Genomic DNA, 23,865 nt, shown 5'->3' with positions numbered 1-23,865 from the left:
GATTGCTAATAAAAGTTAATTTCATTGCAAAGTTTTGATTTAAATCTTAATTTTGCCACATCTTTTTGATGAAATCATAATTAACCACTTAATAAAGATAGTATGATAACAGAAGTAGCAAAAGCAAGTGAGCTTCACAAAATCGACCCGGTTTTTGGACAATTATCATTTGACAATCACGAACAAATCGTATTTTGTAATGACAAAGATACTGGTTTGAAAGCAATAATCGGCATTCATAACACAGTTTTAGGACCAGCTTTGGGTGGAACGAGAATGTGGAAATATACCAACGAATGGGAAGCTCTTAATGACGTTTTGAGACTTTCAAGAGGAATGACCTTCAAATCTGCTATTTCAGGTTTAAACCTTGGTGGTGGAAAAGCGGTCATCATTGGTGACGCAAAAGTGGACAAGACTCCAGAAATGATCACAAAGTTTGGTGAATATATCAATTCATTAAGCGGTAAATATATTACGGCAGAAGACGTAGGGACTACAACTCCAGACATGGACTTAATTAGAGACGTTACGCCTTATGTAACGGGAATCTCTGAAGCTAGAGGCGGTTCTGGAAATCCTTCTCCTGTAACAGCTTATGGTGTGTACATGGGAATGAAAGCTGCTGCAAAATACCAATTCGGTTCTGATAATCTTAGCGGTAAAAAAATCTTAGTTCAAGGTACTGGAAACGTTGGGGAAACGCTTATCAAGCATTTGACTGCTGAAGGTGCTTTGGTTCAAATGACCGACATCAACGAGGCTAGATTACAAGAAATTAATGCAAAATACGGTGCTCAAATTTATACTGGCGATATCTATGGTGCTGATGTTGATATTTATGCGCCTTGTGCACTTGGAGCTACTATCAATGACGAAACTGTAAACAAAATCAAAGCTAAAGTTATTGCTGGTGCGGCTAATAACCAATTGGCAAACGAAGAAATCCACGGAAAAATCTTGAAAGACAGAGGTATTGCTTATGCTCCTGATTTCTTGATCAATGCTGGTGGAATTATCAATGTATATGCTGAAATCGTAGGTTATGACAGTGCTGAAGCATTAAGAAGAACTGAAAATATCTACAATACTACATTGGAAATCTTCAGTTTTGCTGAAACGAACGGAATCACTACGCACCAAGCTGCTTTATCGATTGCTCAAAAACGTATTGACGACAGAAAAAAAGAAAACGCTAAATAATTTAGGGTTTCAATAATATTCTTATTTTTGCAAAGCGAAAGAAAATCTCTTTCGCTTTGTTAATTTTTAAAAGTTCTTATAAGGTGTTAAATAGAAGACATATCCGTGTGAAAGTAATGCAGTCAGTATATGCCATGCATCAAAACAATTCTGATAATCTTGAAAAAGAAGAAAAATTCTTATTCTACAGTATCGAAAATATTCAAGATTTATACCTTATCATGCTGTCTTCGCTGATAGAAATCCAAAAAAGAGAAGAAGATTTTCTTGATAAATCAAGCAAGAAACATCTCGTGACAGCCGAAGAACGAAATCCAAACAAAAAATTTATCAATAATTCAGTACTGCAGCTGTTGGTAGAGAGCAATTCTTTAAGCATGGCCTTAGAGAATCGAAAAATCAACGACTGGCATTTGAATGAAGACTATATAAGAATCCTGTTGGAAGAAATCAAGAACAGCGATCTTTATAAGACTTACATGAGCAATCGGGTGAACAATTTTGAAGAAGACAAACGATTCATCGTTTCTGTTTTTACCGATTTAATTGCTCCTAACGAAAAACTGTACGAATACCTTGAAGATAACAAATTGACTTGGGTAGATGATATTCCGTTAGTCAATACGCACATCGTAAAACAACTAAAGGCATTGAAATCTACAGATGAAGATTTTTCAATCCCGAAAGTGTATAAAGATTCTGAAGATAAAGATTTTACGAAAAACTTATTCCGTAAAACAGTTTTAAACGAACCAGAATTATCTAAAGAATTTATCGACAAGACACCTAATTGGGATTCGGACAGGATAGCTGAAATCGATACCATTATATTAAAAATGGCTATCTGCGAGTTATTGAAATTCCCGTCTATTCCTGTAAAAGTAACTATTAACGAATATTTAGAAATTGCAAAGGAATATTCTACGCCAAAAAGCAGTATTTTTATCAACGGAATTTTAGATAATCTTGTAAAAGATTACCAAACCGCAAATAAACTTAACAAAACCGGAAGAGGTTTGATGTAACTTAAATACTAGTAATTATGATTAGAAAAACTGTAGGTTTGCTGGCAATTGCCTCGCTAGTCTTAACCGTTTCTTGCAAAGACAATGCGTCTTCAAAAGTAGAGGCTTCTAACGTTCAAGAAACAGCAATGCGCGAAGAGTCGACTGGAAAAGTTCCTGTGATGAGCTTTACAGAAAAAGAATTCGACTTTGGAACGATTAAAGAAGGAGATAAAGTAGAGCACGTTTTTACATTCACTAATACGGGCGATGCAGATTTGATCATTGCAGATGCTAAAGGAAGCTGTGGCTGCACGGTTCCTGTATTTAAGAAAGAACCAATCAAGCCGGGTGAAACCAGCACGATGAAAGTAACTTTCGATTCTACTGGAAAACCTGGAAAACAACAAAAATCTGTAAACATTACAGCGAATACGGCTTCTGGAAACGAATTATTAACAATCAAAGCAGAAGTGACGCCAAAAGCTGGTGGCATTGGAGTAACAAATCACTAAAATTATCATGGAACAATACGGAAATATATTATTATTTGGAGGAATGTTCGTGGTCATGTACTTTTTCATGATCAGGCCTCAACAAAAAAGAGCAAAAGCAGAAAAAGAATTCGAATCAGCACTGAAAGTAGGAGATAAAGTCATTACTAAAAGTGGTCTTCACGGAAAAATTTCTGAACTGGCAGAAAGAACAATTGTTCTTGAAACGATGTCTGGAAAATTAAAAATGGAGCGTTCTGCAATTTCTTTGGAATTGAGCAAAATGGCAAACGAAGCTAAATAATAAGCTTTTCTATAAAATAAAAAGTCCCGATTTATCGGGACTTTTTTGTTATCTGTATTTATCATTCAGGCCAATTCCTTCTAAAATCATGGGCTTGATTTTTTCAAACCTTGAAATTTTTGTTTTTTCCTGTTTTGCAGTTTCGATATATTCTAGAAATTCTCTTTGCTTAAAAGGAGTGAACAATTCAAAAGCCTTTTTCAGTGCCATATCTGATTTAAAATGCTCTTCCATAAATTCCGAAACGATAGCTTCTTTTTTTGCTGGCTTGCTTGAAATTCCGGCCTTTTCATTTTCAATCGCTTCTTGTATATAAGAAAGAACGAGTTTTTCATCAATCTCTTCTTTGGATTGAAAATGCCATTGTCTTAAAGCTTTGGTAACGCCTTCATTAGCGTTCACCAATACTTTTTTTGAATCTTTCAGAAAAACGCCATTGTAAAACCAGATGGTAAAAAAGTTCTTGAAGCCTCCGATTGCCAATACATTTTTATTGTTTAAGGTATAAACCGGTGCTCCCCATTTTACCATTTCAACAAGCTCTGTCTTGATAATTATCGATTTTAGATACTCCAATTCCTCTTCCCATTGATTGGTCTTGTCCCATATGTGTTTTTCTTCCATCGGCAAAAAAAATTATTTTTTTTCTGCAGTCAGCTCGGCAATTTTCACAATAACTTCTACCGCTTTCTGCATGCTTTCTACAGGAACGTATTCGTATTTCCCATGGAAATTATGTCCGCCTGCAAAAATATTAGGACATGGGAGTCCCATATAAGACAGCTGGCAGCCATCAGTTCCGCCACGAATCGGTTTGATGATTGGCTTAATTCCAAGTTGTTTCATTGCTTTTTCGGCAATATCAACAATATGCATGACTGGCTCGACCTTTTCCTTCATATTGTAATACTGGTCCTTGATTTCGGCAGTTGCTATATCTTCACCAAATTGAGCCGCGAATTTTTTGTTGATTTTTTTCGTGATTTTTTCGACTAGTTTCTTTCTTTTTTCGAATTTATTCTTGTCGTGGTCACGAATGATCAGTTCTAATGTAGTTTCTTCGATTGTTCCGTTTAAGTGGTGTACGTGGAAAAATCCTTCGTAGCCTTTTGTTCTTTCAGGAACTTCGTCTTTTGGTAATTTTGAAAGGAATTTGTTTGCGATCAACATAGAATTAATCATTTTTCCTTTCGCATAACCTGGATGTACGCTTTTTCCTTTGAAGGTAATTTTAGCGCCAGCAGCATTGAAATTTTCATATTCAAGCTCGCCAATCTGGCTTCCGTCCATTGTATAAGCCCAGTCGGCATTGAATTTTTTCACATCAAATTTATGAGCACCGCGACCGATTTCTTCATCAGGAGTAAATCCGACTCTGATCTTTCCGTGCTTGATTTCTGGATGCTGGATCAGATATTCCATAGCCGTCACAATTTCGGTAATACCAGCTTTATCATCAGCACCAAGTAATGTCGTGCCATCTGTCGTGATAATCGTCTGGCCTTTGTATTGTAATAAATCTTTGAAATAATTTGGAGAAAGAACAATATTCTGCTCTTTGTTTAAGATAATATCGCCACCGTCATAATTTTTTACGATTTGCGGCTTGATGTTGGCTCCCGTAAAATCAGGTGTCGTATCGAAATGCGAAACAAATCCGATGGTTGGAACTTCATGGTCTACATTGCTAGGCAAAGTCGCCATGATATACGCATTTTCGTCAATCGTAACATCTTCCAATCCGATTGCTTTTAGCTCTTCAACTAATTTGTTCGCTAAGTCCCACTGTTTTGCTGTACTTGGAGTTGTATTTGAATTTGGGTCCGATTCCGTATCAATAGTAACATAACTGATAAAACGGTCAATAATATGTTGCATAATATATGTTTAAAATGTGACGCGAAGTTACAATTTATTTAAGTTTTCTCCCTTTTTTAGCGCAAGGTTTAACGATTATTTGCCTAAAATTTGAAGCTCTTTTTCTAGATTCCTTCTAGCTTGACTTTCGTATTTGTTTTGGAAATAACTCGTCTTGAAAATATATTCCATGTCCAAGAAATGCTGTAGCGCTTTTTTCCTGCCGTTAGTGTACATGAAATCAGGATAGATGCTGTATTCTTTTCGAATTTGCTGGTAATAAGTTGCATAAACTTCCCAGCTTTTTCCTAAAATAGATAAGTCGGCATCGGTAAATAAGTTCGTATCTGGATCGGCGACAGCATGCAATTTTGTGGCAAGAATCTGGCGTTTGCATTTTTGAATTTTGTCTTCAGGATAGCTAATCTGTTCCAACCTTTCCACAGCAAGCTGAGCGCTTTTTTCTTCATTGTCGCTTCGTGTAGTTTTGTAAACAATGTCGTGATAGTATATTGAAAACTGTATTGTATCCCAATCCTCAAATTCTTGTTTAATAGGAATTAATTCTTCGAACAAATTTTCCAAATGCGACAGGTTGTGATAATGTCTTTTTTTAGAAGAATGATTTTTCTTGATTTCTAGCCAAAGCTTCACTTGTAAAGAAATATCTTGATTGTATTTTTGAAAGAGACTATTGAAGTTTTGTTGTAACATATCTAAATTTAGAAAGTATCAATGCTCATTCTGAGAGTCTACAGAAGAGATTTTGTAGGCTAAATATAAAATAAACAATTGATAACATCTACAAAAAAATCTGCCAAACATTTAATAATCGGATTGATAATTCTATTTTTGCAAAACACAACACAGCTAAAATGTACAAATCACTAATCCGCCCACTTCTTTTCGGGTTTGATCCGGAAAAAATCCATTATTTTACTTTTTCAACACTGCGTTTTCTAAACAAGATTCCGGGCTCGAAATCAATTTTCAAATCGCTTTATCAAATAGAAGATAAACGACTGGAACGTGAAGTTTTTGGCTTGAAATTTAAAAATCCTGTTGGCCTGGCCGCCGGATTTGATAAAGATGCAAAGTTATATAAAGAACTTTCGAATCTTGGTTTTGGCTTTATCGAAATCGGTACGCTCACGCCAAAAGGACAGGAGGGAAATCCTAAAAAACGCCTTTTCCGCCTAAAAGAAGATTCGGCAATCATCAATAGGATGGGATTTAACAACGGCGGTGTGGTTGAAGCTGTCGAAAGACTGAAAAAAAATAATGGCGTGCTGATTGGAGGAAATATCGGGAAGAATAAGCTGACTCCAAATGAAGAAGCAACTTCAGATTATGAAATCTGCTTTGATGCCTTATATGATCATGTAGATTATTTTGTCGTAAATGTAAGTTCTCCGAATACGCCAAATCTTCGTGCATTACAAGATAAAGAACCACTGACACAGTTGTTGCAATCTCTCCAAGATAAGAATGTCACAAAGCCAAAACAGAAACCGATTCTCCTCAAGATAGCACCTGATTTGACAAACGAACAGCTTTTGGATATTATTGACATCGTAAACGACACAAAAATTGCGGGCGTAATTGCTACCAATACGACTATTTCTAGAGAAGGGCTGAAATCCGAAAACAAAAAAGAAACAGGCGGCTTGTCTGGAAAGCCTCTGACAAAACGTTCTACAGAAGTAATCCGCTTTCTTTCCGAAAAAAGCAATAAATCCTTTCCGATAATTGGAGTAGGAGGAATTCATTCTGCCGAAGACGCGCTTGAGAAATTAGAAGCAGGTGCCAGCTTAGTGCAACTGTATACTGGATTTATTTATGAAGGCCCAGCTCTGATCAAAAAAATCAACCAAAAGATACTAAAAGAAAAGTAAGATAATTCGATAGTTCGTTAGTATAAAATTAGGAAAAAACGATTTCGTAAAATAGAATTCTTTCCTATCTTTGGACTTCTATGGAACAAGTTAAAATTATAGAGTGTCCGAGGGATGCGATGCAAGGAATCAAGGCATTTATCCCGACAGAAAAAAAAGTGGACTACATCCAATCCTTATTGCGTGTTGGTTTTGATACCATAGATTTTGGAAGTTTTGTTTCGCCAAAAGCCATTCCTCAAATGGTCGATACGGCTGAAGTATTAGCCAAGCTTGACCTTTCTCAGACAAGAAGCAAGCTTTTAGCAATTATTGCCAATACGCAAGGCGCAGAAATGGCTTCAAAACACAAAGAAATACAGTACCTAGGTTATCCGTTTTCTATATCTGAAAATTTCCAGATGCGGAATACTCATAAGACCATAGCCGAATCTTTAATTACTCTACAAGAAATTCTGGATATCGCCAATGCTACAGACAAAGAAGTCGTGGCCTATCTTTCCATGGGATTCGGAAATCCATATGGTGATCCGTGGAATGTTGAAATTGTTGGCGAATGGACAGAAAGATTATCCAACATGGGCGTCAAAATATTGTCGCTTTCAGATACCGTTGGTTCTTCAACACCAGAAGTAATTGATTATCTTTTTTCGAACCTGATCCCAAAATACAAGCATATCGAGTTCGGAGCGCACTTGCATACAACGCCAGATAAATGGTTCGAAAAAGTAGATGCAGCTTATAAATCCGGCTGTCGAAGATTTGACGGCGCTATCCAAGGTTTTGGCGGCTGTCCTATGGCTAAAGACGATTTGACAGGAAATATGCCGACCGAAAAGATGCTTTCGTATTTTACGACGCAAAAAGCTTCAACAGAAACTAGCCCCATGAGTTTTGAAAGCGCCTATAACGAAGCGACAAAGATTTTTACGGTATACCACTAATTCCGACCAAATTTTGGTATCTTTATCGCGGAGTAATTTTAACTTAACGATAGTTTGCCCAGTTCTATAATAAGCTTTTTTACCTTATTAATTTGCTTGGTTTTGCCAAAAACCGAGAGCTATTCTTTTAATCTCCAGAAAGATTCTGTCCGTTACTATCTTGAAGAATCTAAAAAGCAGGTATACAGCGATTTTAAAGCCGCAAAAAAGTCGCTTGTAAAAGCCGAAGCTATCGCAAAAAAATCCAAAGACCCTAATCTGATTGCAGATGTTGCCCATAATTATGCCGCAAGCTATTATATCGTTGGAACGTATGATATAGCCCTGCAGAAATTTATGGAGGCTTTGTCGTTATATGAAGAAACCGATAATAAGCTCGGGATTGCAAAATGTCTTATAGGCCAAGGTCTTATTCAGCAAGGAATTGGCAGAAATAAAGAAGCCATAAAGTTATTCCAAAAGGCAAATACGATTATCAAAGAACTAAACGATACCGTATTAGAGAGCAAAGTGTATCTGAATATAGGCATTTCGCAAATTGAATTAAAGGAAATAGACGAGTCGTATGATAATTTTCATAAATCTTTAAAATTAGCAGTCCAAAATAAAGATTCCAACATGGAGCATCTTTCCCAAAACAGGTTGGGAAACCTCCATTATCTTCGGAACGATTTAGATTCTTCTGTTTATTATTACAAAAAAGTACTTGATGCGAGTCAAGCCAATCAATGGGAAAAGTCGTTTGCAAACACGGGGCTTTCAGAAGTCTATATTAAAAAAGGCGATTATAAAAAAGCAGAAGAATATGGCTTGAAAGGCTTTGAAGCCGCAAAAAATACACAAGCCAAATGGGATATTGCCAGGGCTGCAGAAATCTTATCGATTGCTTATAAAAATGACCATAATTATGAACTGGCTTTTAAGTATCTGGCCATCTGCAAAAGCTATAATGATTCGCTTTTTAACGACGCAAAATTAAAAGAAATCAACTTGCTGCAGCTAAAAAGAAAAGAAGCCGAAAACGAAAAACTCGTTGCCAAAAATGAAGCGGCACAGCACAAGCTCAAAAACACAAGACTATTTTCAGTATCCGTAATTCTCTTCATGCTGTATCTTTTGACCATCATATACCAGTATACCAAGAATAATAAGGTAAGGGAGAAGCTATATTCAGAATTAGAGCTTAAAAACCAAGATATCGAAAGCCAGCAAATGCTGATAACCGCACAGAACCATAACTTGAGCGAGTTAAATCAAACAAAAAACAAATTGTTCTCTATATTGTCACATGATTTGAGATCCCCGATTGCTTCTATTCAGCAAGTTCTCGGACTGCTACGCGAAGGCGAAATCAGCAGTGAAGAACTGAAAGTATTGGCCGAACACTTGATTACTCAAGTCGATAGTACTTCGATCATGCTGAATAATATATTGCATTGGTCTATGACACAGCTCGATGGAGCAAAAATCAATAAAGAGAATATTGATTTAGAAAAAGTGGTCAAAGATTCCATAGCCGGATTGAACCTTATGGCGAAAGCTAAAGAAATAAAGTTTATCCATACAAATTCAGAAAAAGACACAGTTGTCGATGCAGATAAAGGACATGTCCAAATCATACTAAATAATTTGCTGTCTAATGCAATAAAGTTCACTCCTATAGCCGGAACTATTGAAATCAGATATTCTGAAGACGGAACATTTATCCATATGCATATCAATGATTCGGGCAAAGGTATTTCTCAAGCCAAGATTGAAGAAATCCTGAATTTTGACAAAAGAGTAGTGTCCGAAAAAGGAACTGGTTTTGAAGAAGGTACCGGTCTTGGACTGCTTTTGGTAAAACAATTTTTGTCAGATAATAATGGACAGCTCGATATTGTCCACCATCAAGAAGGCGGGACGGAATTCATTGCCTCATTGCCAAAAGCTAAATATTTCTAAATAAAGCTGTAGATTTCCTTTTCTCCCTAAAAATGATTACATTTGCACGCAATTTAACTACAAATTGCAACAATGAAAGCACACTCAACTAAAGTTATAGGAGAAGGTCTTACCTACGACGATGTCCTCCTGATCCCCAATTATTCTGAAGTTTTACCACGCGAAGTAAGCATTCAATCTAAATTTTCCCGCAATATTACATTAAATGTTCCTATTGTTTCTGCAGCAATGGATACAGTTACCGAAAGCGCTATGGCGATTGCTATGGCTCAAGAAGGTGGTATCGGCGTACTGCATAAAAACATGACCATCGAACAGCAGGCAGCTGAAGTGCGAAAAGTAAAAAGAGCCGAGTCTGGAATGATCATAGATCCTGTGACTTTGCCTTTGACAGCAACCGTTGGCGATGCAAAACAAGTAATGAGAGAATACAGTATCGGAGGTATTCCTGTCGTAGATGAAAATCAAATTTTAAAAGGAATCGTCACAAACCGTGATTTGCGTTTCGAAAAAAATAATACCCGTTCTATTCTAGAAGTTATGACGACTGAAAAGCTTGTCACTGCTGGGGAAGGAACTACATTGGAAGTCGCTGAAGGCATCCTTCAGAAAAACAAAATTGAAAAACTGCCGGTAGTGAATTCTGACTATAAGCTGGTCGGACTGATTACCTTTAGAGATATCACAAAACTGACGCAAAAACCAATCGCCAACAAAGATAAGTTCGGACGTTTGAGAGTAGCGGCTGCCCTTGGTGTTACGGCTGATGCCGTTCAAAGAGCAGGCGCATTAGTTGCCGCTGGAGTAGATGCTGTTATTATTGATACCGCTCACGGACATACCAAAGGCGTTGTAGATGTTTTGAAAGACGTAAAGAAAAATTTCCCAGATTTAGATGTTATCGTCGGAAATATCGCGACTCCTGAAGCAGCTAAATATTTGGTTGAAAATGGTGCCGACGGCGTAAAAGTAGGAATCGGACCTGGTTCAATTTGTACTACTAGAGTTGTGGCTGGTGTTGGCTTCCCGCAATTTTCTGCGGTTTTAGAAGTAGCCGCGGCCATCAAAGGTTCTGGAATTCCTGTCATTGCTGACGGTGGAATCCGTTATACAGGAGATATCCCAAAAGCGATCGCTGCTGGTGCTGACTGTGTAATGTTAGGTTCTCTTTTAGCAGGTACTAAAGAATCCCCAGGTGAAACTATCATTTTTGAAGGAAGAAAATTCAAATCGTATAGAGGTATGGGATCGGTTGAAGCGATGCAAGAAGGTTCGAAAGATCGTTATTTCCAAGATGTAGAAGACGACATCAAGAAATTAGTTCCAGAAGGAATCGTTGGACGTGTTCCATACAAAGGTGAACTGTTCGAAAGCATGCTCCAATTTATCGGAGGCTTGAGAGCAGGAATGGGCTACTGCGGATCAAAAAATATAGAGACGTTGCAAGAAACCGGACGCTTTGTTAGAATTACTGCAAGCGGTATCGGAGAAAGCCATCCCCACAATGTTACAATTACGAAAGAAGCACCAAACTATTCAAGATAAGCTTCTTACTCATAAAAGAAAAGCCGAGGTACTTTCAAGTTCTTCGGCTTTTTTGTTATGCAGAAGTATCCTTTTTCAAATTTTCGCTGTCCCAAGCATGATCTCCCGGGCCAATAGGATTGAAAAGGTCGCTTTTAAAAAGCTGTTCCTGCATTTCGATTTCTTCCATAGCCGAAATCATAAACGCTTTTTTATCATGTCGTTTTTTGGCCAGCCTGAAAATAGCATCCTCATCATATTTAATGAATCGCTGTCCCTGTCTTGTAGCCGAATAACGGCGATGGCCTAAATAAACCAAAGCATCGACGCCTAAATGTACGGCACTATATAAATTTTCACGGTAGATATTTTCTATTCCCATGTCGATAATTTCAAAAGCATCATTTCTGTTTCTGGCTCTAGCCAAGATTTTCAGGTGCGGAAAATGTTTTTTCAGCATCTCAATTACGATTAGGTTCACGGTCGGGTTGTCGATGGCGGCAATAAACAATTTTGCATTTTCGCAACCGGCAGCTTTTAATAGTTCCAGACGGGTCGCATCACCATAATATACCTTAAAGCCCATTTTTCGTAAGGAATCCACGCGGTCTGAATCTAAATCTAATATGGTAGCTGGAATCTTGTTGGTCTTTAGCAAACGGCCTATGGTACTTCCGAAGTTTCCAAAACCAGCGATGATGACTTCGTTGTTTTCGTTGATTTCGTCATACGTCTTGGGCTCTTTTTCTTTTACCCCAAAATAAGGATCGATCAAACGTTCATTAATCAGCAGTAAGAAAGGAGTAGAAATCATGCTTATCGCGATGATTGCCATGATCTGATTGGCGAGCATATTCGGAATAATATTCAGTTCCATAGAAAAACTCATGATTACAAACCCAAATTCTCCAGCTTGGCTCAAGCCAATCGAAAAGATAAAATTCTGGTCGATTTTTTTGTTGTAGAGTTTTCCGATTCCCAAGAAAACAAAGAACTTGATCATGGTCAGTATAAAACCAAAAATCAAGATAAAGGCAGGATTGTCGATAATCAGCCTGAAATTGATCGAAGCGCCGACACCTATAAAAAATAAGCCAAGCAACAAGCCTTTAAACGGGGCGATATCGCCTTCCAGTTCATGCCTGAATTCAGAATTGGCCAAGACGACTCCAGCCATAAATGCACCCAAAGCAGGGCTTAATCCGACCAATTGCATAAGGTAGGACACGCCTAATACTAATAATAAAGCCGACGCGGTAAACAATTCCTGCAGCCTTGTTTTTGCGACTACATGTAGAATAGGAACAATTACATATTTCCCCGCAAAATAAATCACAGCAATCACGCCAATTACGATTAAGGTCTGCAGCCAGCCGTCTAAATTTGAAATCAACGAATGGTGAATATCTTCATCAGGAATTATATTTGAACTCGAAACAAGCAAAGGAATGATAGCCAAGATCGGAATGACGGCAATATCTTGAAAAAGCAATACGGCAAAAGAAGAACGTCCGACGGAAGTCTGCAACATTGCTTTTTCTTTGAGCGTCTGCAATACTATAGCTGTTGAAGAAAGCGATAAGGCTAGGGAAATAGTCAGGGCTGTCTGCCAGTTCCAATCGAAAATAATCGATGAACAGATGAAAAGCACTAATGAAGTAATCCCAACTTGTAGCGAGCCCATTCCTAATATGAATCGTCGCATTTTCCAGAACTTATAAGGATCGAGTTCCAGTCCGATCAGAAAAAGCATCATTACGACACCAAATTCAGCAAAATGCATCAAGTCTTGGCCTTCCGAGCCAATAAATCCTAATACAAAGGGGCCGATGATAATTCCAGAAAACAAGTAGCCTAAAATAGAGCTCAGTCCGATCTTTTTTGCGATAGGAACGCAAACTACCGCAGCGGCCAGATAAATTATTGCCTGAAGAAAAAAACTATTTTCCATGTCAAATATTTTTAGATTGCATCCAATCGTTCATGTAAAAAAACTGCTGTATTTTTTTGGCGTCTATTTCATTAGCTTCAAGATAGTTCAAAAGCCTTGCATAAGAAGCCCCGTGTTCGTAATAGGCCTCTTCTTCCATTTTGTGCGTACCGTGGATTACAAAAGGCGGCAGGTATTCCATTCGGCAGACTTTTGCGGTCTGGCTGAAAGGACGCAATAATTCAGGTAATGTAAACAAGTTGTCTCCCTTTGTGGAATAATTTTCCATGTTGGCACCGGTAGTTATAGTCTGGAAGATAATTTTATCCTGTAACGCCAATCCATTTTTGCCATAGGCCCAGCCGTATTCCAAAACCATGTCGATCCATTGTTTTAGCAGGGGCGGACAGCTATACCAATACATAGGATGCTGCCAGATGATAATGTCATGGTTTTTTAGCAATTCTTGTTCGTACTTGACATTGATGTCGAATTCAGGATAGATTTCGTATAAGTCATGGAAGGTAATGTTTTTGGAGGGTGGTATATGTTCCGCTAAAATTTTATTCGCAAAAGATTTTTCGAATAAGGGATGGGCAAACACTATTAGTATTTTGTTCTTCGACATCAATTTTAATTTGAATTCGAGGGTGTGTTACAAGGCTAGGGGATTTTGTTAACTAATATCGGAAAAAAATCAAGGCCATCCAAAAATAAAAAATCTCGAGAAGGAAGTTGTTGTATTCCTGCTCGAGATTGTTTTTCTATACAAAGTACTATTTTAGATTCCTAGGTAATTGCTTGGCGTAATTTGCAATAGTTCTGCTTTAATGTTTTCCGAAACCTCAAGCGTCTTGATAAATTCATGAATGGATTCTTTGTTCATCACGGTATTGGTCCTCGTAAGGCCTTTCAGGGCTTCATACGGATTCGGGTAGCCTTCTCTTCTCAAGATGGTTTGAATGGCTTCGGCAACAACAGCCCAATTTCTTTCAAGGTCTTCCTCGAATTTTGGAGCGTTCAAAAGTAGCTTGTTCAACCCTTTTAAAGTAGCCTCAAAACCGATAATCGTATGGCCCATCGGCACGCCGATATTTCTCAAAACGGTACTGTCGGTCAAGTCTCTCTGCAATCTTGATAAAGGCAATTTGGCGGCCAGATGCTCAAAAATAGCATTGGCAATTCCTAAATTTCCTTCTGAGTTTTCAAAATCAATAGGATTGACTTTGTGCGGCATGGCAGAAGAACCTACCTCACCAGCTTTTATTTTTTGCTTGAAATAATCCATTGACACATAAGTCCAGATATCCCTGTCCAAATCGATGATAATGGTGTTGATTCTTTTCAGCGCATCAAAAAATGCAGCAAAATGATCGTAATGTTCAATCTGTGTAGTCGGGAAAGAATGGTGCAAGCCTAAATTTCCTTCTACGAAATCTTTTCCGAATTGTTTCCAGTCAATTTGCTTGTAAGCGACGTGGTGCGCATTGAAGTTTCCGGTTGCGCCTCCAAATTTGGCAGCAAAAGGAACATTAAAAAGAAGACGCATTTGTTCTTCCAATCTTTCTACAAAAACAGCAATTTCTTTTCCTAAACGGGTAGGAGAGGCAGGCTGTCCGTGGGTTCTGGCTAGCATTGGCACGTCGGCCCATTCTGTGCTTAAATCTTTAAGCTTTGAAGTCAATTCGATTAATGATTTCAAGTAGACTTCTTGAAAAGCTTCTTTTGTCGATAATGGAATTGCGGTATTATTTATGTCTTGAGAAGTCAGTCCAAAGTGGATGAATTCTTTATATTCTGATAAGCCCAATTTGTCAAACGCAGTCTTGATAAAATATTCTACGGCTTTGACATCGTGGTTGGTTGTTTTTTCGATTTCCTTGATGGCTTTCGCATCATCGGCACTGAAATTTTTGTAGAGGTTTCTCAAGCTGTCAAAAACCGAAGCATCCACCGTTTTTAGCTGCGGCAGCGGAATTTCGCAAAGCGAGATAAAGTATTCTATTTCAACAAGTACGCGGTATTTTATCAAGGCTTCTTCAGAGAAATACTGTGATAAAGAATACGTTTTGTTTCTATACCGTCCATCAATTGGAGATATAGCGTTCAGTTCAGTTAAAGTTGTCATTTTGTGTTGTTATTCAGATAAGCGCAAATATACTTTATATGTCTGAAGTATTAAAAGATAAATGCGATTTGTACTGCTTTTTCTTCCGGTTTTATAACCTTTTTGGATTATAAACGGGCCAGCAGCTTTTCTTTTAGCAGTTTCATCCCTTCGGAAGCTGTTGTTGGAATCACTTCTAATTCGTTTCTGAGGTTTGGAATACGGGCAGGATTTAAATCGACATAAAACAAGGGAGTCCCAGGTTTTGCGAAATCAACCAGTCCGGCTGCTGGATAGACTTGGAGCGATGTTCCTACCACGGCAAAGAAATCGGCTTCGTTGGTGATGCTGATCGCTTCTTCTAGAGCAGGGACGGCTTCTCCAAACCACACAATGTGCGGGCGGAGCTGGTGTCCGTTATCGTCAAGATCGCCAAAATTTAAGTCGTCTGTCCAATCCAATATGTAATTTTCTCTTTTGGTGCTTCGTGCTTTCAGCAGCTCGCCATGAAGGTGAAGCACATTAGAGCTTCCGGCTCTTTCGTGAAGGTCGTCTACATTTTGGGTAATGATATGTACGTCGAAATGTTGCTCCAGTTCGGCCAAAATTAAGTGTGCGGCATTAGGCACGACTTTTTTTAATTGCTGCCTTCTCTTGTTATAGAAATCCATGACCAAAGCAGGATTGTTTCTCCAGCCTTCTGGGGATGCGACTTCCATGACGTCGTGGCCTTCCCACAAGCCGTCTGAATCGCGAAAGGTCTTGATGCCGCTTTCGGCGCTGATTCCGGCTCCAGTAAGGACTACAAGTTTCTTTTTCATAGAATTAAAAATATAAAGCGGAAACGGACATTACTAATGCCATTTCCGCTCTAAAAATAGTGTTTGATTATGCTTTTCCTAAAGTATATAATTGTTCCAATGTAGGCGATGCACTTCCGCCAGCTGGTTCCAGTGTGATTCCGAAGGCTTCGGCTTCATTGGCATTTTCAACTGTAAAGATTCGTTTTGCATTGCCTTTGAAATTCTCTAAAAGTCCGATACTTGTCGGTGTCAGAGGATTCAGTTTTAAAGCCCATACTTGATAGACCATGCCTTCAGGCGGTTCTGGAAGTCCAGCGGCATCGATATGGACAGCTTTGGTGTCTTTGTTCCAATATACTTTTGCATACGATTGCGGCGAAACTTCTTGCCCTTCCAGCTTTACTATTGTATTGCTGTTGTCGCGAATGATGGCCAAAGTAGCCTCGTTATTTTTATTCTGAAGGGTCAAGTCCACTACCGATTCTTGCAGCTTGCTTTTTTCGGTTTCTACCGTTTCTATTTTAGTTTTCTTGTCTTCCAGTTGTACGTATTGATATCCTACGCCAATCAGCAGTAAAATAGAAGCCGCCCATCCCAAATAAAGATAGATGCTCGATTTCGGCTTCATATCGACAACTCCGTGTTTGAGCATCAATGCTTCGCGTATTTTTTCATAGTTTCCTGACGATAGGAAAGGAGCAACGCTTTCTGAAAAATTGATAATCGCTTTTTCTATAGAAATAATTTCATTACGTATGTCCTCGTCTTTTTCGGCCATTTTTGTGACTTCGCTGAATTCCGGCTCGTCCAATTGCCCAAAGACGTACAGTTCTAAAATACCTGACTCTATGTATTCTTGTTTGTCCATTATACTTTTAAAAAGTTTCTTAAATCATTGATGCAGTTTCTGTTCTGGGTCTTTACAGTCCCAAGCGGAATCTGCAATTCTTCTGAGGCTTCTTGCTGAGTGTATCCCTTAAAAAACAAAAGGTCTAAAATCTGGATGCATTTAGGTTTTAATTTCTTGACAAATTCCTTGATTCCAATCGTGTCAATCTTATTGCTCAGTTTGTTACTGTCGTCGAGTAGATGTACGAAATTATCAGACGAAAGGTTTTTCTGCCGATTGTTAAAGCCTTTAGAACGAAGCTTATCGATAGAAGTATTGCGAGCAATATTGAGTATCCACGTATAGAATCTTCCTTTAGATTCGTTGTAGCTGTCAATGTTTTTCCATATTTTCACAAAAGTTTCCTGAAGGATATCTTCGGCCTCTTCATTGTCGCGTACGAGATTGTAAATCACGCTGTAGAGACTTTTAGAATACATATCATACATCAAAGTGAATGCTCTGTCGTCTTTTTTATAAATTTGTGGTAGTAATTCTTCCTGAGTCATAGCCGAATTTTAGGTAAGCCAATTTAAGGAAACTATTTTATAAATCCATTCATGCATGAAAGAAAAAACATCCGAAGTCGAATATTTGGCCTATTTAGAAGAGTTTATAACAGAAAACAGAAAAGAAAAATTCATAAAAGTCCTTCAGCAGCGCACAAATCATTTTACTATCGCTATAGAAGATGTCTTTCAGTTGCACAATACGAGTGCCGTCATGCGCAGCTGCGAAGTATTCGGCATCCAGAATCTTCATGTGGTCGAAGAAAAATACGGAAAGAAAATCGACAAGGAAATTGCGATGGGAGCGCAGAAATGGGTCGATGTGAGCCGTTACAATTCCAATATGGATTGCCTGAAGGCTTTAAAAGAAAAAGGCTATCAGATTATCGCGACAACGCCGCATGACAATTCCTGCCTGCTCGATGATTTTGATATCTCAAAACCTTCGGCTATCTTTTTTGGTACAGAAAGGAACGGACTTTCGGACGAAGTCATGAACGAAGCGGATGGCTTTTTAAAGATACCGATGGCCGGTTTTACCGAAAGCTTGAATATTTCTGTTTCTGCGGCTATCATCATACAAAGTATCATGAGCCGATTGCGAAAATCGGATGTAGATTGGAAGCTTACGGAAGAGGAAACAATTTCAAGGAGATTGGCCTGGACCAAAAATTCGATCAAAGATATCAAGCGGATTGAACAGCGCTATAAGGAAATCAATAATCTCTTGTAAAGATTATTTCTTGCCTTTTAAGATTTTGTATTCTTCATAGCATTCGTTAATAGCATCCATAATCTGGAGGTCATTAGCGGTCTTGATAAAAGTTTCGGAATAGTTGCAACGCTCTAAGATTTCAGCAATCTCGTTCGGGCTGACACCTAAAAGGGCTCCTAAAGTTTCTCGGTCGAATTTAGACGAAAGAAGATTTTTTACCGCATCGTCCTTTTTCATTTCTTTCAGCCTTTTCAGCTCTGTAGGCTTTTTTCCAAAGAAATTATAAAGCATGTCGGCAGGGTTGAAGATAGATCCTACGACTCTTGAGAAAGCACCAGGGGCGTATCTTCCCATTTCGTAGCCTTGTGACAATCCGGAAATGCTATATCTGAAGTTTTCCTTAATCGGAATGATTTTGTAATCGATTTCAAGATATCCGGTCAGGTTGTATTGGTTAATGACAACTTCTTCCAAGGCATAGGCCTTTTCGGTCATTTTTATTTTTGTGCTTTTGGTCTTAAACCAGTCGTTGGTGACTCTTACTTTGATGGATTTGTATCCTAGAGTCGAAATGTGAAGAGTATCGTTTACTTCGGCAACCAATTCAAAGTAGCCGCTTGCGTTTGTCGTCGTTCCTTTCACCTTGTTGAGGTTGATGATGCTGACGTCTGCGAGGGGGAGCAAAGTATTGTCGTTAATTACTGTAGCCGAAATTTTTGTATCCTGTGCAAAAGCAAAAGAGGTTACGAATAAGAAAAAGAAAACTGCAAAATATCTCATAGCCTTGTTAGAAGCGTTAAAAGTAATAAAACTCTTTAAGATATTTTGCAGTCTGTTTATAATTATAAGAAAATTAACTAAAAGATTTAGTCTCTTCTCGGTCTTCTTGCTCTTGGAGCTTCAGATCTTGTTCCTTCAGAACGACGTGGAGCTCTTTCAGAAAATCCGCCCTCTCTTCTTGGTCGGTCAGATGAAAAACCTTCGCTTCTGCGAACTGGTCTGTCAGATGATCCGCCTCTGTCGCTTCTAAAGCCGCCTTCTCTTTTTGGAGCCGAACTTCTGTCGCTTCTAAAACCGCCTCCGCCGCCAGATCTGCCTCCGCCAAAACCACCGCTTCTTCCGTTGTGGTCTCTTCTAGAGCTGCTTCTGCCGCCACCGTCGTTTTTAGAAATCTCTACATTGATTTTTCTTCCTTCCAATTCGATTCCGTTCAGGATATCCATTACTTTAGCAGAATGTTCTGCATCTGTATTGAAGAAAGAGAAACCTTCTTTTACGTCTACTTTGAAAACGTCATCACGTCCAAGATCTAGCGTTTCTTTCAAGAAATCTTTCAACGACATCCAGTCGAAGTTATCTCTAGAACCGATGTTCACGAAATAACGAACTGCACCGCTGTTGTCTCTTGGAGCGCCGTCGCTTTCGCGTCTTTCGCCAGCAGACTGAGCAGAAATATCTCTGTTTTTCTTGTAATAGTTGATGAAACGGTTGAATTCTACAGAAACCATTTTCTTGATCAATTCTTCTTTTGAAAGATCTTCAAGAACATTGTTGATTGCTGGAAGGTAGTTGTCGATTTCGTGGTCAACTTCTGTATCCTTGATTTTGTTCGCTAAGTGCAACAATTGGATTTCGCAGATCTCGATTCCAGAAGGAATTGATTTCTCTTCAAATTTCTGCTTGATGATTCTTTCGATCGCAGAGATTTTTCGCAATTCACTTTTAGTAACGATTACGATAGAAGTTCCTAGTTTTCCAGCACGTCCGGTTCTACCAGAACGGTGATTGTAAGTTTCTACCTCGTCAGGAAGCTGATAGTTTACAACGTGTGTAATGTTATCAACATCAATTCCACGTGCTGCAACGTCTGTTGCTACAAGCATCTGGATTTGTCTTCCTCTAAACGATTTCATTACGCCATCTCTTTGTGCTTGAGATAAATCTCCGTGCAAAGCTGCAGCGCTGTATCCGTCTTCGATTAATTTTTCAGCAACTGCCTGCGTGTCTCTTTTGGTACGACAGAACACCACAGAAAAGATATCCGGATTTGCATCTGCCAATCTTTTCAAAGCTTCGTAACGGTCACGAGCGTTTACTAAATAAAATTCATGTGAAACTGTAGCCGAACCTGAATTTTTAGTTCCTACAGTGATTTCCAATGGCTCGCTCATGAATTGTTTTGCAATTCGGGCAACTTCTTGCGGCATTGTAGCCGAGAATAACCATGTGCTTTTTTCGTCTGGCGATGTAGAAAGGATGTTCACGATATCCTCATAGAATCCCATGTTCAACATTTCATCTGCCTCGTCAAGTATGCAATAGTTGATTTGTGAAATGTTCACCAAACCTCTATTGATCATGTCTTGCATTCTTCCCGGAGTAGCCACGATAATTTGTGCTCCTCTCTTGATTTCCCTAGCCTGCTCTGTAATGCTGGCACCGCCGTAAATCGCAACTACATTAATACCTTTTTCGTATTTCGAGTAGTTTTTAATTTCATTTGTAATCTGCAAACAAAGTTCGCGTGTCGGTGATAAAATCAACGCCTGAGTATTTCTGTTGTCGGCATCAATCTTTTGGATAAGCGGAAAACCAAACGCTGCTGTTTTTCCTGTCCCTGTTTGAGCCAACGCAACCATGTCTGTGTCTTGTGCCAATAATAGGGGAATCGCTTTTTCCTGTACCTCGGTCGGATTTTCAAATCCTAGATCTAAAATCGCCCTCAGTAGCGACTCACTCAATCCTAATTGTTCAAATTTATTCATATATGTATTTAAAATAGGCTGCAAAGGTACGTTTAAAAAACCATTAAAACTAATCCGAATTGGAAGTTTATTTTTTTATGAATAATTGAAAATCAGAAAGTTAGTTTTTTAGGTAGGCGATGAGTTGCTTCACTGCTTTAGCTCGATGGCTTATAGCACCCTTTTCGTCGAGCGAAAGTTGTGCAAACGTGTAAGAAAATCCATCAGGTTGGAAGATAGGATCGTAGCCGAAACCGTTCGTTCCTTTCTTCTCAAAAAGGATAGTTCCGAATACTTTTCCGGTAAATAATTTTTGCTGTCCGTTAAGGTTCAGCGCTATAACAGTTTTGAAGTTGGCAGACCTGTCTGTCGTATTTTCCAATTCACGCAACAGTTTGTCCATGTTGTCGTGGTCATTTTTATGTTCTCCGGCAAAGCGGGCAGAATAGACACCAGGAGCACCTTCTAAGGCATTGACTTCGAGACCGGAGTCGTCGGCAAAACAATCGTAACCGTAGTTTTTGGTCACGTAATCTGCTTTTAATATAGCATTGCCTTCAATCGTATCGGCAGTTTCGGGTATATCTTCATGACAGCCAATGTCTTCCAGACTTAGGATTTGTATATCATCAGGAAGCAGGCTTTGTATTTCTTTAATCTTGTTTTTATTGTTGGAAGCGAAAACGAGCTGCATCATTTTATTTTAGATTTGTGATTTTAGATTTAGGCTTTAGCCTTAGAGTTCGTGATTTGAGATTTATGATGTAAATAGTGTCTGCAAATATAACCCAAATCAAAAATCCCAAATCAAAAATCCTATAACTCGTTGACTTCTTTCTTATAAAAGTTGACGTAGAAGAAATCATCTGGATCTAGTCCTTGCTCGAGGATGGCGGCATTGATGAGTCCTATTTTTTCCTCGTCGATTTCTTCCGGGCTTGAAAAGTTGAGGAAAGTGATAAATTCCTCGCTATTATGGAATTTGAAACTCAGCGGCGTATTTAGGGAATACTGCGTAATCTTAAAATCAAGCTTGCCGCCAAGTTCCTTGACGTGCTGTTCTGATTCTATGAAACCGTTCATAATCAGCGATTCGATGATGGTCTTGAAATTATCGTTCATGGTAGCGGATGTATAAAATTGCCTTACTAATATACGATTTAAAAATGAAATTGCCACCCCAATAGCTTTCTTAAGTTATATTTAGCAGTGCTTTTATTTTTTGGATTTAATTTATCAATAGCTTTGGCAAAGCTAAAATTACAACAATGACTTTTACCGTTATACTCTGCATTCTGCTGGCATTCTATGTCTTTTTATTCTTCAACCATCCTAAGTTTGGGAGAAGGCCGTCTAACGGAAGACTCGAACGAATCAAAAAAATGTCTAATTACGGACAAGGACAATTCCAAAATATTTCAAACACGCCCGATCTGACAGACGGCGCGAACTATTATACAGTACTCAAAGATTTTTTCTTCGGGAAGAGCAAGCGAAATATTCCCGCAGGACGCATTCCTTCTCAAAAGACAGATCTTAAAAATCTAGATCCAAGCAAAGATGTGTTGGTGTGGTTCGGACATTCGTCTTATTTCATGCAATTGTCTGGAAAGACATTCCTTGTCGACCCAGTTTTCAGCAACCATGCCTCGCCGCTGTCTTTTACGGTAAATGCGTTCAAAGGTGCCAATGTGTATTCGGCCAACGACATGCCGGACATTGATTTTCTGCTGATTTCCCACGACCATTGGGACCATTTGGACTATGATACGATGCTCAAGCTGAAACCAAAAGTGAAAAGAATCATCACGGGCATAGGAACCGGCGAACATTTCGAACGCTGGAATTTTGATAAAAATATTGTAGATGAGCTTAACTGGCACGAATCGCTCGACCTCGGTTCGGGATTCAAGATCAATACGGTTCCCGCGCGCCATTTCTCCGGAAGAGGTTTCAAAAGAAACCAAGCGGTATGGCTGGCATTTGTAGTAGACACGCCGCAGCGCAGGATTTATGTAGGCGGTGATTCTGGCTATGATACTTTTTTCAAGCAAACGGGGGATGCTTTTGGTCCGTTTGATTTGGCCATACTAGAATGCGGGCAATACAACAAGAGCTGGAAATTTATCCACATGATGCCTGAACAGACTGTACAAGCAGCGCAAGATCTTAACGCCAAGGTATTGCTTCCGGTGCATTGGGGCAAGTTCCCGCTGGCACTGCATGCTTGGGACGAACCTATCAAGAGAGCCGCAGCCGCAGCCGAAACAGCAGGACAGCCTATCGTGCACCCGATGATTGGTGAAACGCTGGATCTTGATCTTTTAGATAGCAGAAAAAAATGGTGGGAAGGGATTGATTAATTACGAATTAGGAATTATGAATTAGGATCTGAACAAGATTCGTAATTCCTAAAAAATGCAAAAGCCGACCTGGAGCGATCGACTTTAGCGGTGAGAGCGTAACCCTGTTTCCAGGTCTCTCGCTGCAAAAGTAGTCTTATTTAGTAGAACTGCAAGTTTTATTTTAGTTTTTTTAGTCGAAAGTTGGAAAGTTGCAAATCGAAAGTCGAAAGTTGGAAAGTCTAAAGTTTGAAAGACCGAAATCCCAAATCATAAATCAAAAATCAAAAATCCGAAATTCCACAGCGTTTCCTAAAAAATCTCATTACACGTTTCTTCCTTTTGGTTACAAAATACACTGTTTTTGTATTAAAATTATATTAAATCCGCATTCTCATTGGGTCTTTTGTCGTATCTTCATGACGAATTAATAATTACAAACTCAAAAATCGCAACCAAAATGAAAACAAAAAGCCTTTTGCTAATCGGAATCGTGAGTCTCTCTCTGGTGACTATAATAAAGACGGTAATGAACAGAATGGAAATCTTTAATGAAGAAGAGGAAGAAGATCAAGAACTAGACGGTCAGGATGAGGAATATGGCTTTCCGCTTTTCATCTAGGCATAACAAAAGAACAATTTCGAATCAAATTATAT

At 38.8% G+C, this 23,865-nt stretch carries 24 protein-coding genes; 11 read left to right on the top strand and 13 right to left on the bottom strand.

Annotation, left to right across the window (positions count from 1 at the left end):
* The first annotated feature begins 102 nt into the window (after positions 1–102).
* The 4 genes from CLV94_RS01255 to yajC all read left to right on the top strand — a co-directional run bounded on the left by CLV94_RS01255 (position 103) and on the right by yajC (position 3,005).
* On the top strand, positions 103–1,203 hold the full coding sequence (locus tag CLV94_RS01255; RefSeq protein WP_121374651.1) for a Glu/Leu/Phe/Val family dehydrogenase: 1,101 nt from the start codon (positions 103–105) through the stop codon (positions 1,201–1,203).
* A 116-nt stretch (positions 1,204–1,319) separates the two neighbouring features.
* Entirely contained in the window at positions 1,320–2,228 is a 909-nt protein-coding gene (gene nusB, locus CLV94_RS01250) for a transcription antitermination factor NusB (RefSeq protein ID WP_121376192.1), read from the top strand.
* 17 nt (positions 2,229–2,245) lie between these two features.
* Positions 2,246–2,722, top strand: a complete 477-nt coding sequence (locus tag CLV94_RS01245; RefSeq protein WP_121374650.1) for a DUF1573 domain-containing protein — start codon at positions 2,246–2,248, stop codon at positions 2,720–2,722.
* A 7-nt stretch (positions 2,723–2,729) separates the two neighbouring features.
* Positions 2,730–3,005, top strand: coding sequence for a preprotein translocase subunit YajC (gene yajC / locus CLV94_RS01240; protein WP_121374649.1), 276 nt, complete (start codon positions 2,730–2,732; stop codon positions 3,003–3,005).
* A 48-nt stretch (positions 3,006–3,053) separates the two neighbouring features.
* On the opposite strand, the gene CLV94_RS01235 is transcribed toward yajC, so the two are convergent.
* The 3 genes from CLV94_RS01235 to CLV94_RS01225 form a co-directional block, all read right to left on the bottom strand.
* Positions 3,054–3,629 (bottom strand): YdeI/OmpD-associated family protein, encoded by a 576-nt coding sequence (locus tag CLV94_RS01235; protein ID WP_121374648.1) that lies wholly within the window; start codon positions 3,627–3,629, stop codon positions 3,054–3,056.
* A 12-nt stretch (positions 3,630–3,641) separates the two neighbouring features.
* A complete protein-coding gene (pepT, locus tag CLV94_RS01230) occupies positions 3,642–4,883 on the bottom strand; it encodes a peptidase T (protein ID WP_121374647.1) in 1,242 nt (413 codons plus the stop codon).
* Between the two features lie 75 nt (positions 4,884–4,958).
* On the bottom strand, positions 4,959–5,576 hold the full coding sequence (locus tag CLV94_RS01225) for an HD domain-containing protein (RefSeq protein WP_121374646.1): 618 nt from the start codon (positions 5,574–5,576) through the stop codon (positions 4,959–4,961).
* Between the two features lie 161 nt (positions 5,577–5,737).
* Between CLV94_RS01225 and CLV94_RS01220 the strand changes: the two genes are divergently transcribed.
* The 4 genes from CLV94_RS01220 to guaB all read left to right on the top strand — a co-directional run bounded on the left by CLV94_RS01220 (position 5,738) and on the right by guaB (position 11,190).
* Complete coding sequence (locus CLV94_RS01220) at positions 5,738–6,757, top strand: quinone-dependent dihydroorotate dehydrogenase (protein ID WP_121374645.1); 1,020 nt, start codon at positions 5,738–5,740, stop codon at positions 6,755–6,757.
* 80 nt (positions 6,758–6,837) lie between these two features.
* On the top strand, positions 6,838–7,701 hold the full coding sequence (locus tag CLV94_RS01215) for a hydroxymethylglutaryl-CoA lyase (RefSeq protein ID WP_121374644.1): 864 nt from the start codon (positions 6,838–6,840) through the stop codon (positions 7,699–7,701).
* A 102-nt stretch (positions 7,702–7,803) separates the two neighbouring features.
* Positions 7,804–9,645 carry a tetratricopeptide repeat-containing sensor histidine kinase gene (locus CLV94_RS01210; protein ID WP_170148723.1) on the top strand — a complete coding sequence of 614 codons (1,842 nt, stop codon included), beginning with the start codon at positions 7,804–7,806 and terminating at the stop codon, positions 9,643–9,645.
* Between the two features lie 72 nt (positions 9,646–9,717).
* Positions 9,718–11,190 (top strand): IMP dehydrogenase, encoded by a 1,473-nt coding sequence (guaB, locus tag CLV94_RS01205; protein ID WP_121374642.1) that lies wholly within the window; start codon positions 9,718–9,720, stop codon positions 11,188–11,190.
* A 55-nt stretch (positions 11,191–11,245) separates the two neighbouring features.
* Here the strand turns inward: guaB and CLV94_RS01200 are convergent, their stop codons facing one another.
* The 6 genes from CLV94_RS01200 to CLV94_RS01175 all read right to left on the bottom strand — a co-directional run bounded on the left by CLV94_RS01200 (position 11,246) and on the right by CLV94_RS01175 (position 17,407).
* On the bottom strand, positions 11,246–13,120 hold the full coding sequence (locus CLV94_RS01200; RefSeq protein ID WP_121374641.1) for a monovalent cation:proton antiporter-2 (CPA2) family protein: 1,875 nt from the start codon (positions 13,118–13,120) through the stop codon (positions 11,246–11,248).
* Between the two features lies 1 nt (position 13,121).
* Entirely contained in the window at positions 13,122–13,727 is a 606-nt protein-coding gene (locus CLV94_RS01195) for an NAD(P)H-dependent oxidoreductase (RefSeq protein ID WP_121374640.1), read from the bottom strand.
* Between the two features lie 153 nt (positions 13,728–13,880).
* Positions 13,881–15,227 carry an adenylosuccinate lyase gene (purB, locus tag CLV94_RS01190; RefSeq protein WP_121374639.1) on the bottom strand — a complete coding sequence of 449 codons (1,347 nt, stop codon included), beginning with the start codon at positions 15,225–15,227 and terminating at the stop codon, positions 13,881–13,883.
* A 107-nt stretch (positions 15,228–15,334) separates the two neighbouring features.
* On the bottom strand, positions 15,335–16,027 hold the full coding sequence (locus tag CLV94_RS01185) for an SIR2 family NAD-dependent protein deacylase (RefSeq protein ID WP_121374638.1): 693 nt from the start codon (positions 16,025–16,027) through the stop codon (positions 15,335–15,337).
* Between the two features lie 67 nt (positions 16,028–16,094).
* Positions 16,095–16,877: an anti-sigma factor gene (locus CLV94_RS01180; RefSeq protein WP_121374637.1), complete on the bottom strand. Its 783-nt coding sequence runs from the start codon at positions 16,875–16,877 to the stop codon at positions 16,095–16,097.
* Positions 16,877–17,407, bottom strand: coding sequence for an RNA polymerase sigma factor (locus CLV94_RS01175; RefSeq protein WP_121374636.1), 531 nt, complete (start codon positions 17,405–17,407; stop codon positions 16,877–16,879). The genes CLV94_RS01180 and CLV94_RS01175 overlap by 1 nt, the downstream gene beginning before the upstream one ends.
* A 55-nt stretch (positions 17,408–17,462) precedes the next feature.
* On the opposite strand from CLV94_RS01175, the gene CLV94_RS01170 reads away from it, so the two are divergent.
* On the top strand, positions 17,463–18,140 hold the full coding sequence (locus CLV94_RS01170; protein WP_121374635.1) for a TrmH family RNA methyltransferase: 678 nt from the start codon (positions 17,463–17,465) through the stop codon (positions 18,138–18,140).
* Between the two features lie 3 nt (positions 18,141–18,143).
* On the opposite strand, the gene CLV94_RS01165 is transcribed toward CLV94_RS01170, so the two are convergent.
* From CLV94_RS01165 to CLV94_RS01150, 4 genes are all read right to left on the bottom strand, one after another.
* Positions 18,144–18,902, bottom strand: a complete 759-nt coding sequence (locus CLV94_RS01165) for a carboxypeptidase-like regulatory domain-containing protein (RefSeq protein ID WP_121374634.1) — start codon at positions 18,900–18,902, stop codon at positions 18,144–18,146.
* 86 nt (positions 18,903–18,988) lie between these two features.
* Positions 18,989–20,887: a DEAD/DEAH box helicase gene (locus CLV94_RS01160; RefSeq protein ID WP_121374633.1), complete on the bottom strand. Its 1,899-nt coding sequence runs from the start codon at positions 20,885–20,887 to the stop codon at positions 18,989–18,991.
* A 100-nt stretch (positions 20,888–20,987) separates the two neighbouring features.
* A complete protein-coding gene (locus CLV94_RS01155) occupies positions 20,988–21,560 on the bottom strand; it encodes a non-canonical purine NTP diphosphatase (protein WP_121376191.1) in 573 nt (190 codons plus the stop codon).
* A 122-nt stretch (positions 21,561–21,682) separates the two neighbouring features.
* On the bottom strand, positions 21,683–21,988 hold the full coding sequence (locus CLV94_RS01150) for a hypothetical protein (protein ID WP_121374632.1): 306 nt from the start codon (positions 21,986–21,988) through the stop codon (positions 21,683–21,685).
* 146 nt (positions 21,989–22,134) lie between these two features.
* Here CLV94_RS01150 and CLV94_RS01145 point away from each other — a divergent pair, with 146 nt between their 5' ends.
* The gene (locus tag CLV94_RS01145; protein WP_121374631.1) at positions 22,135–23,229 is read left to right on the top strand and encodes an MBL fold metallo-hydrolase; all 1,095 of its coding nucleotides are present in this window, start codon (positions 22,135–22,137) and stop codon (positions 23,227–23,229) included.
* Between the two features lie 439 nt (positions 23,230–23,668).
* Entirely contained in the window at positions 23,669–23,830 is a 162-nt protein-coding gene (locus CLV94_RS16965) for a hypothetical protein (protein ID WP_170148722.1), read from the top strand.
* Positions 23,831–23,865 lie beyond the last annotated feature (35 nt).

The organism is Flavobacterium endophyticum, assembly GCF_003634455.1.
Classification (GTDB): Bacteria; Bacteroidota; Bacteroidia; order Flavobacteriales; family Flavobacteriaceae; genus Flavobacterium; species Flavobacterium endophyticum.
Note: the sequence above shows the minus strand (reverse complement) of the source record. Positions and strands in the feature narration are given on the sequence as shown.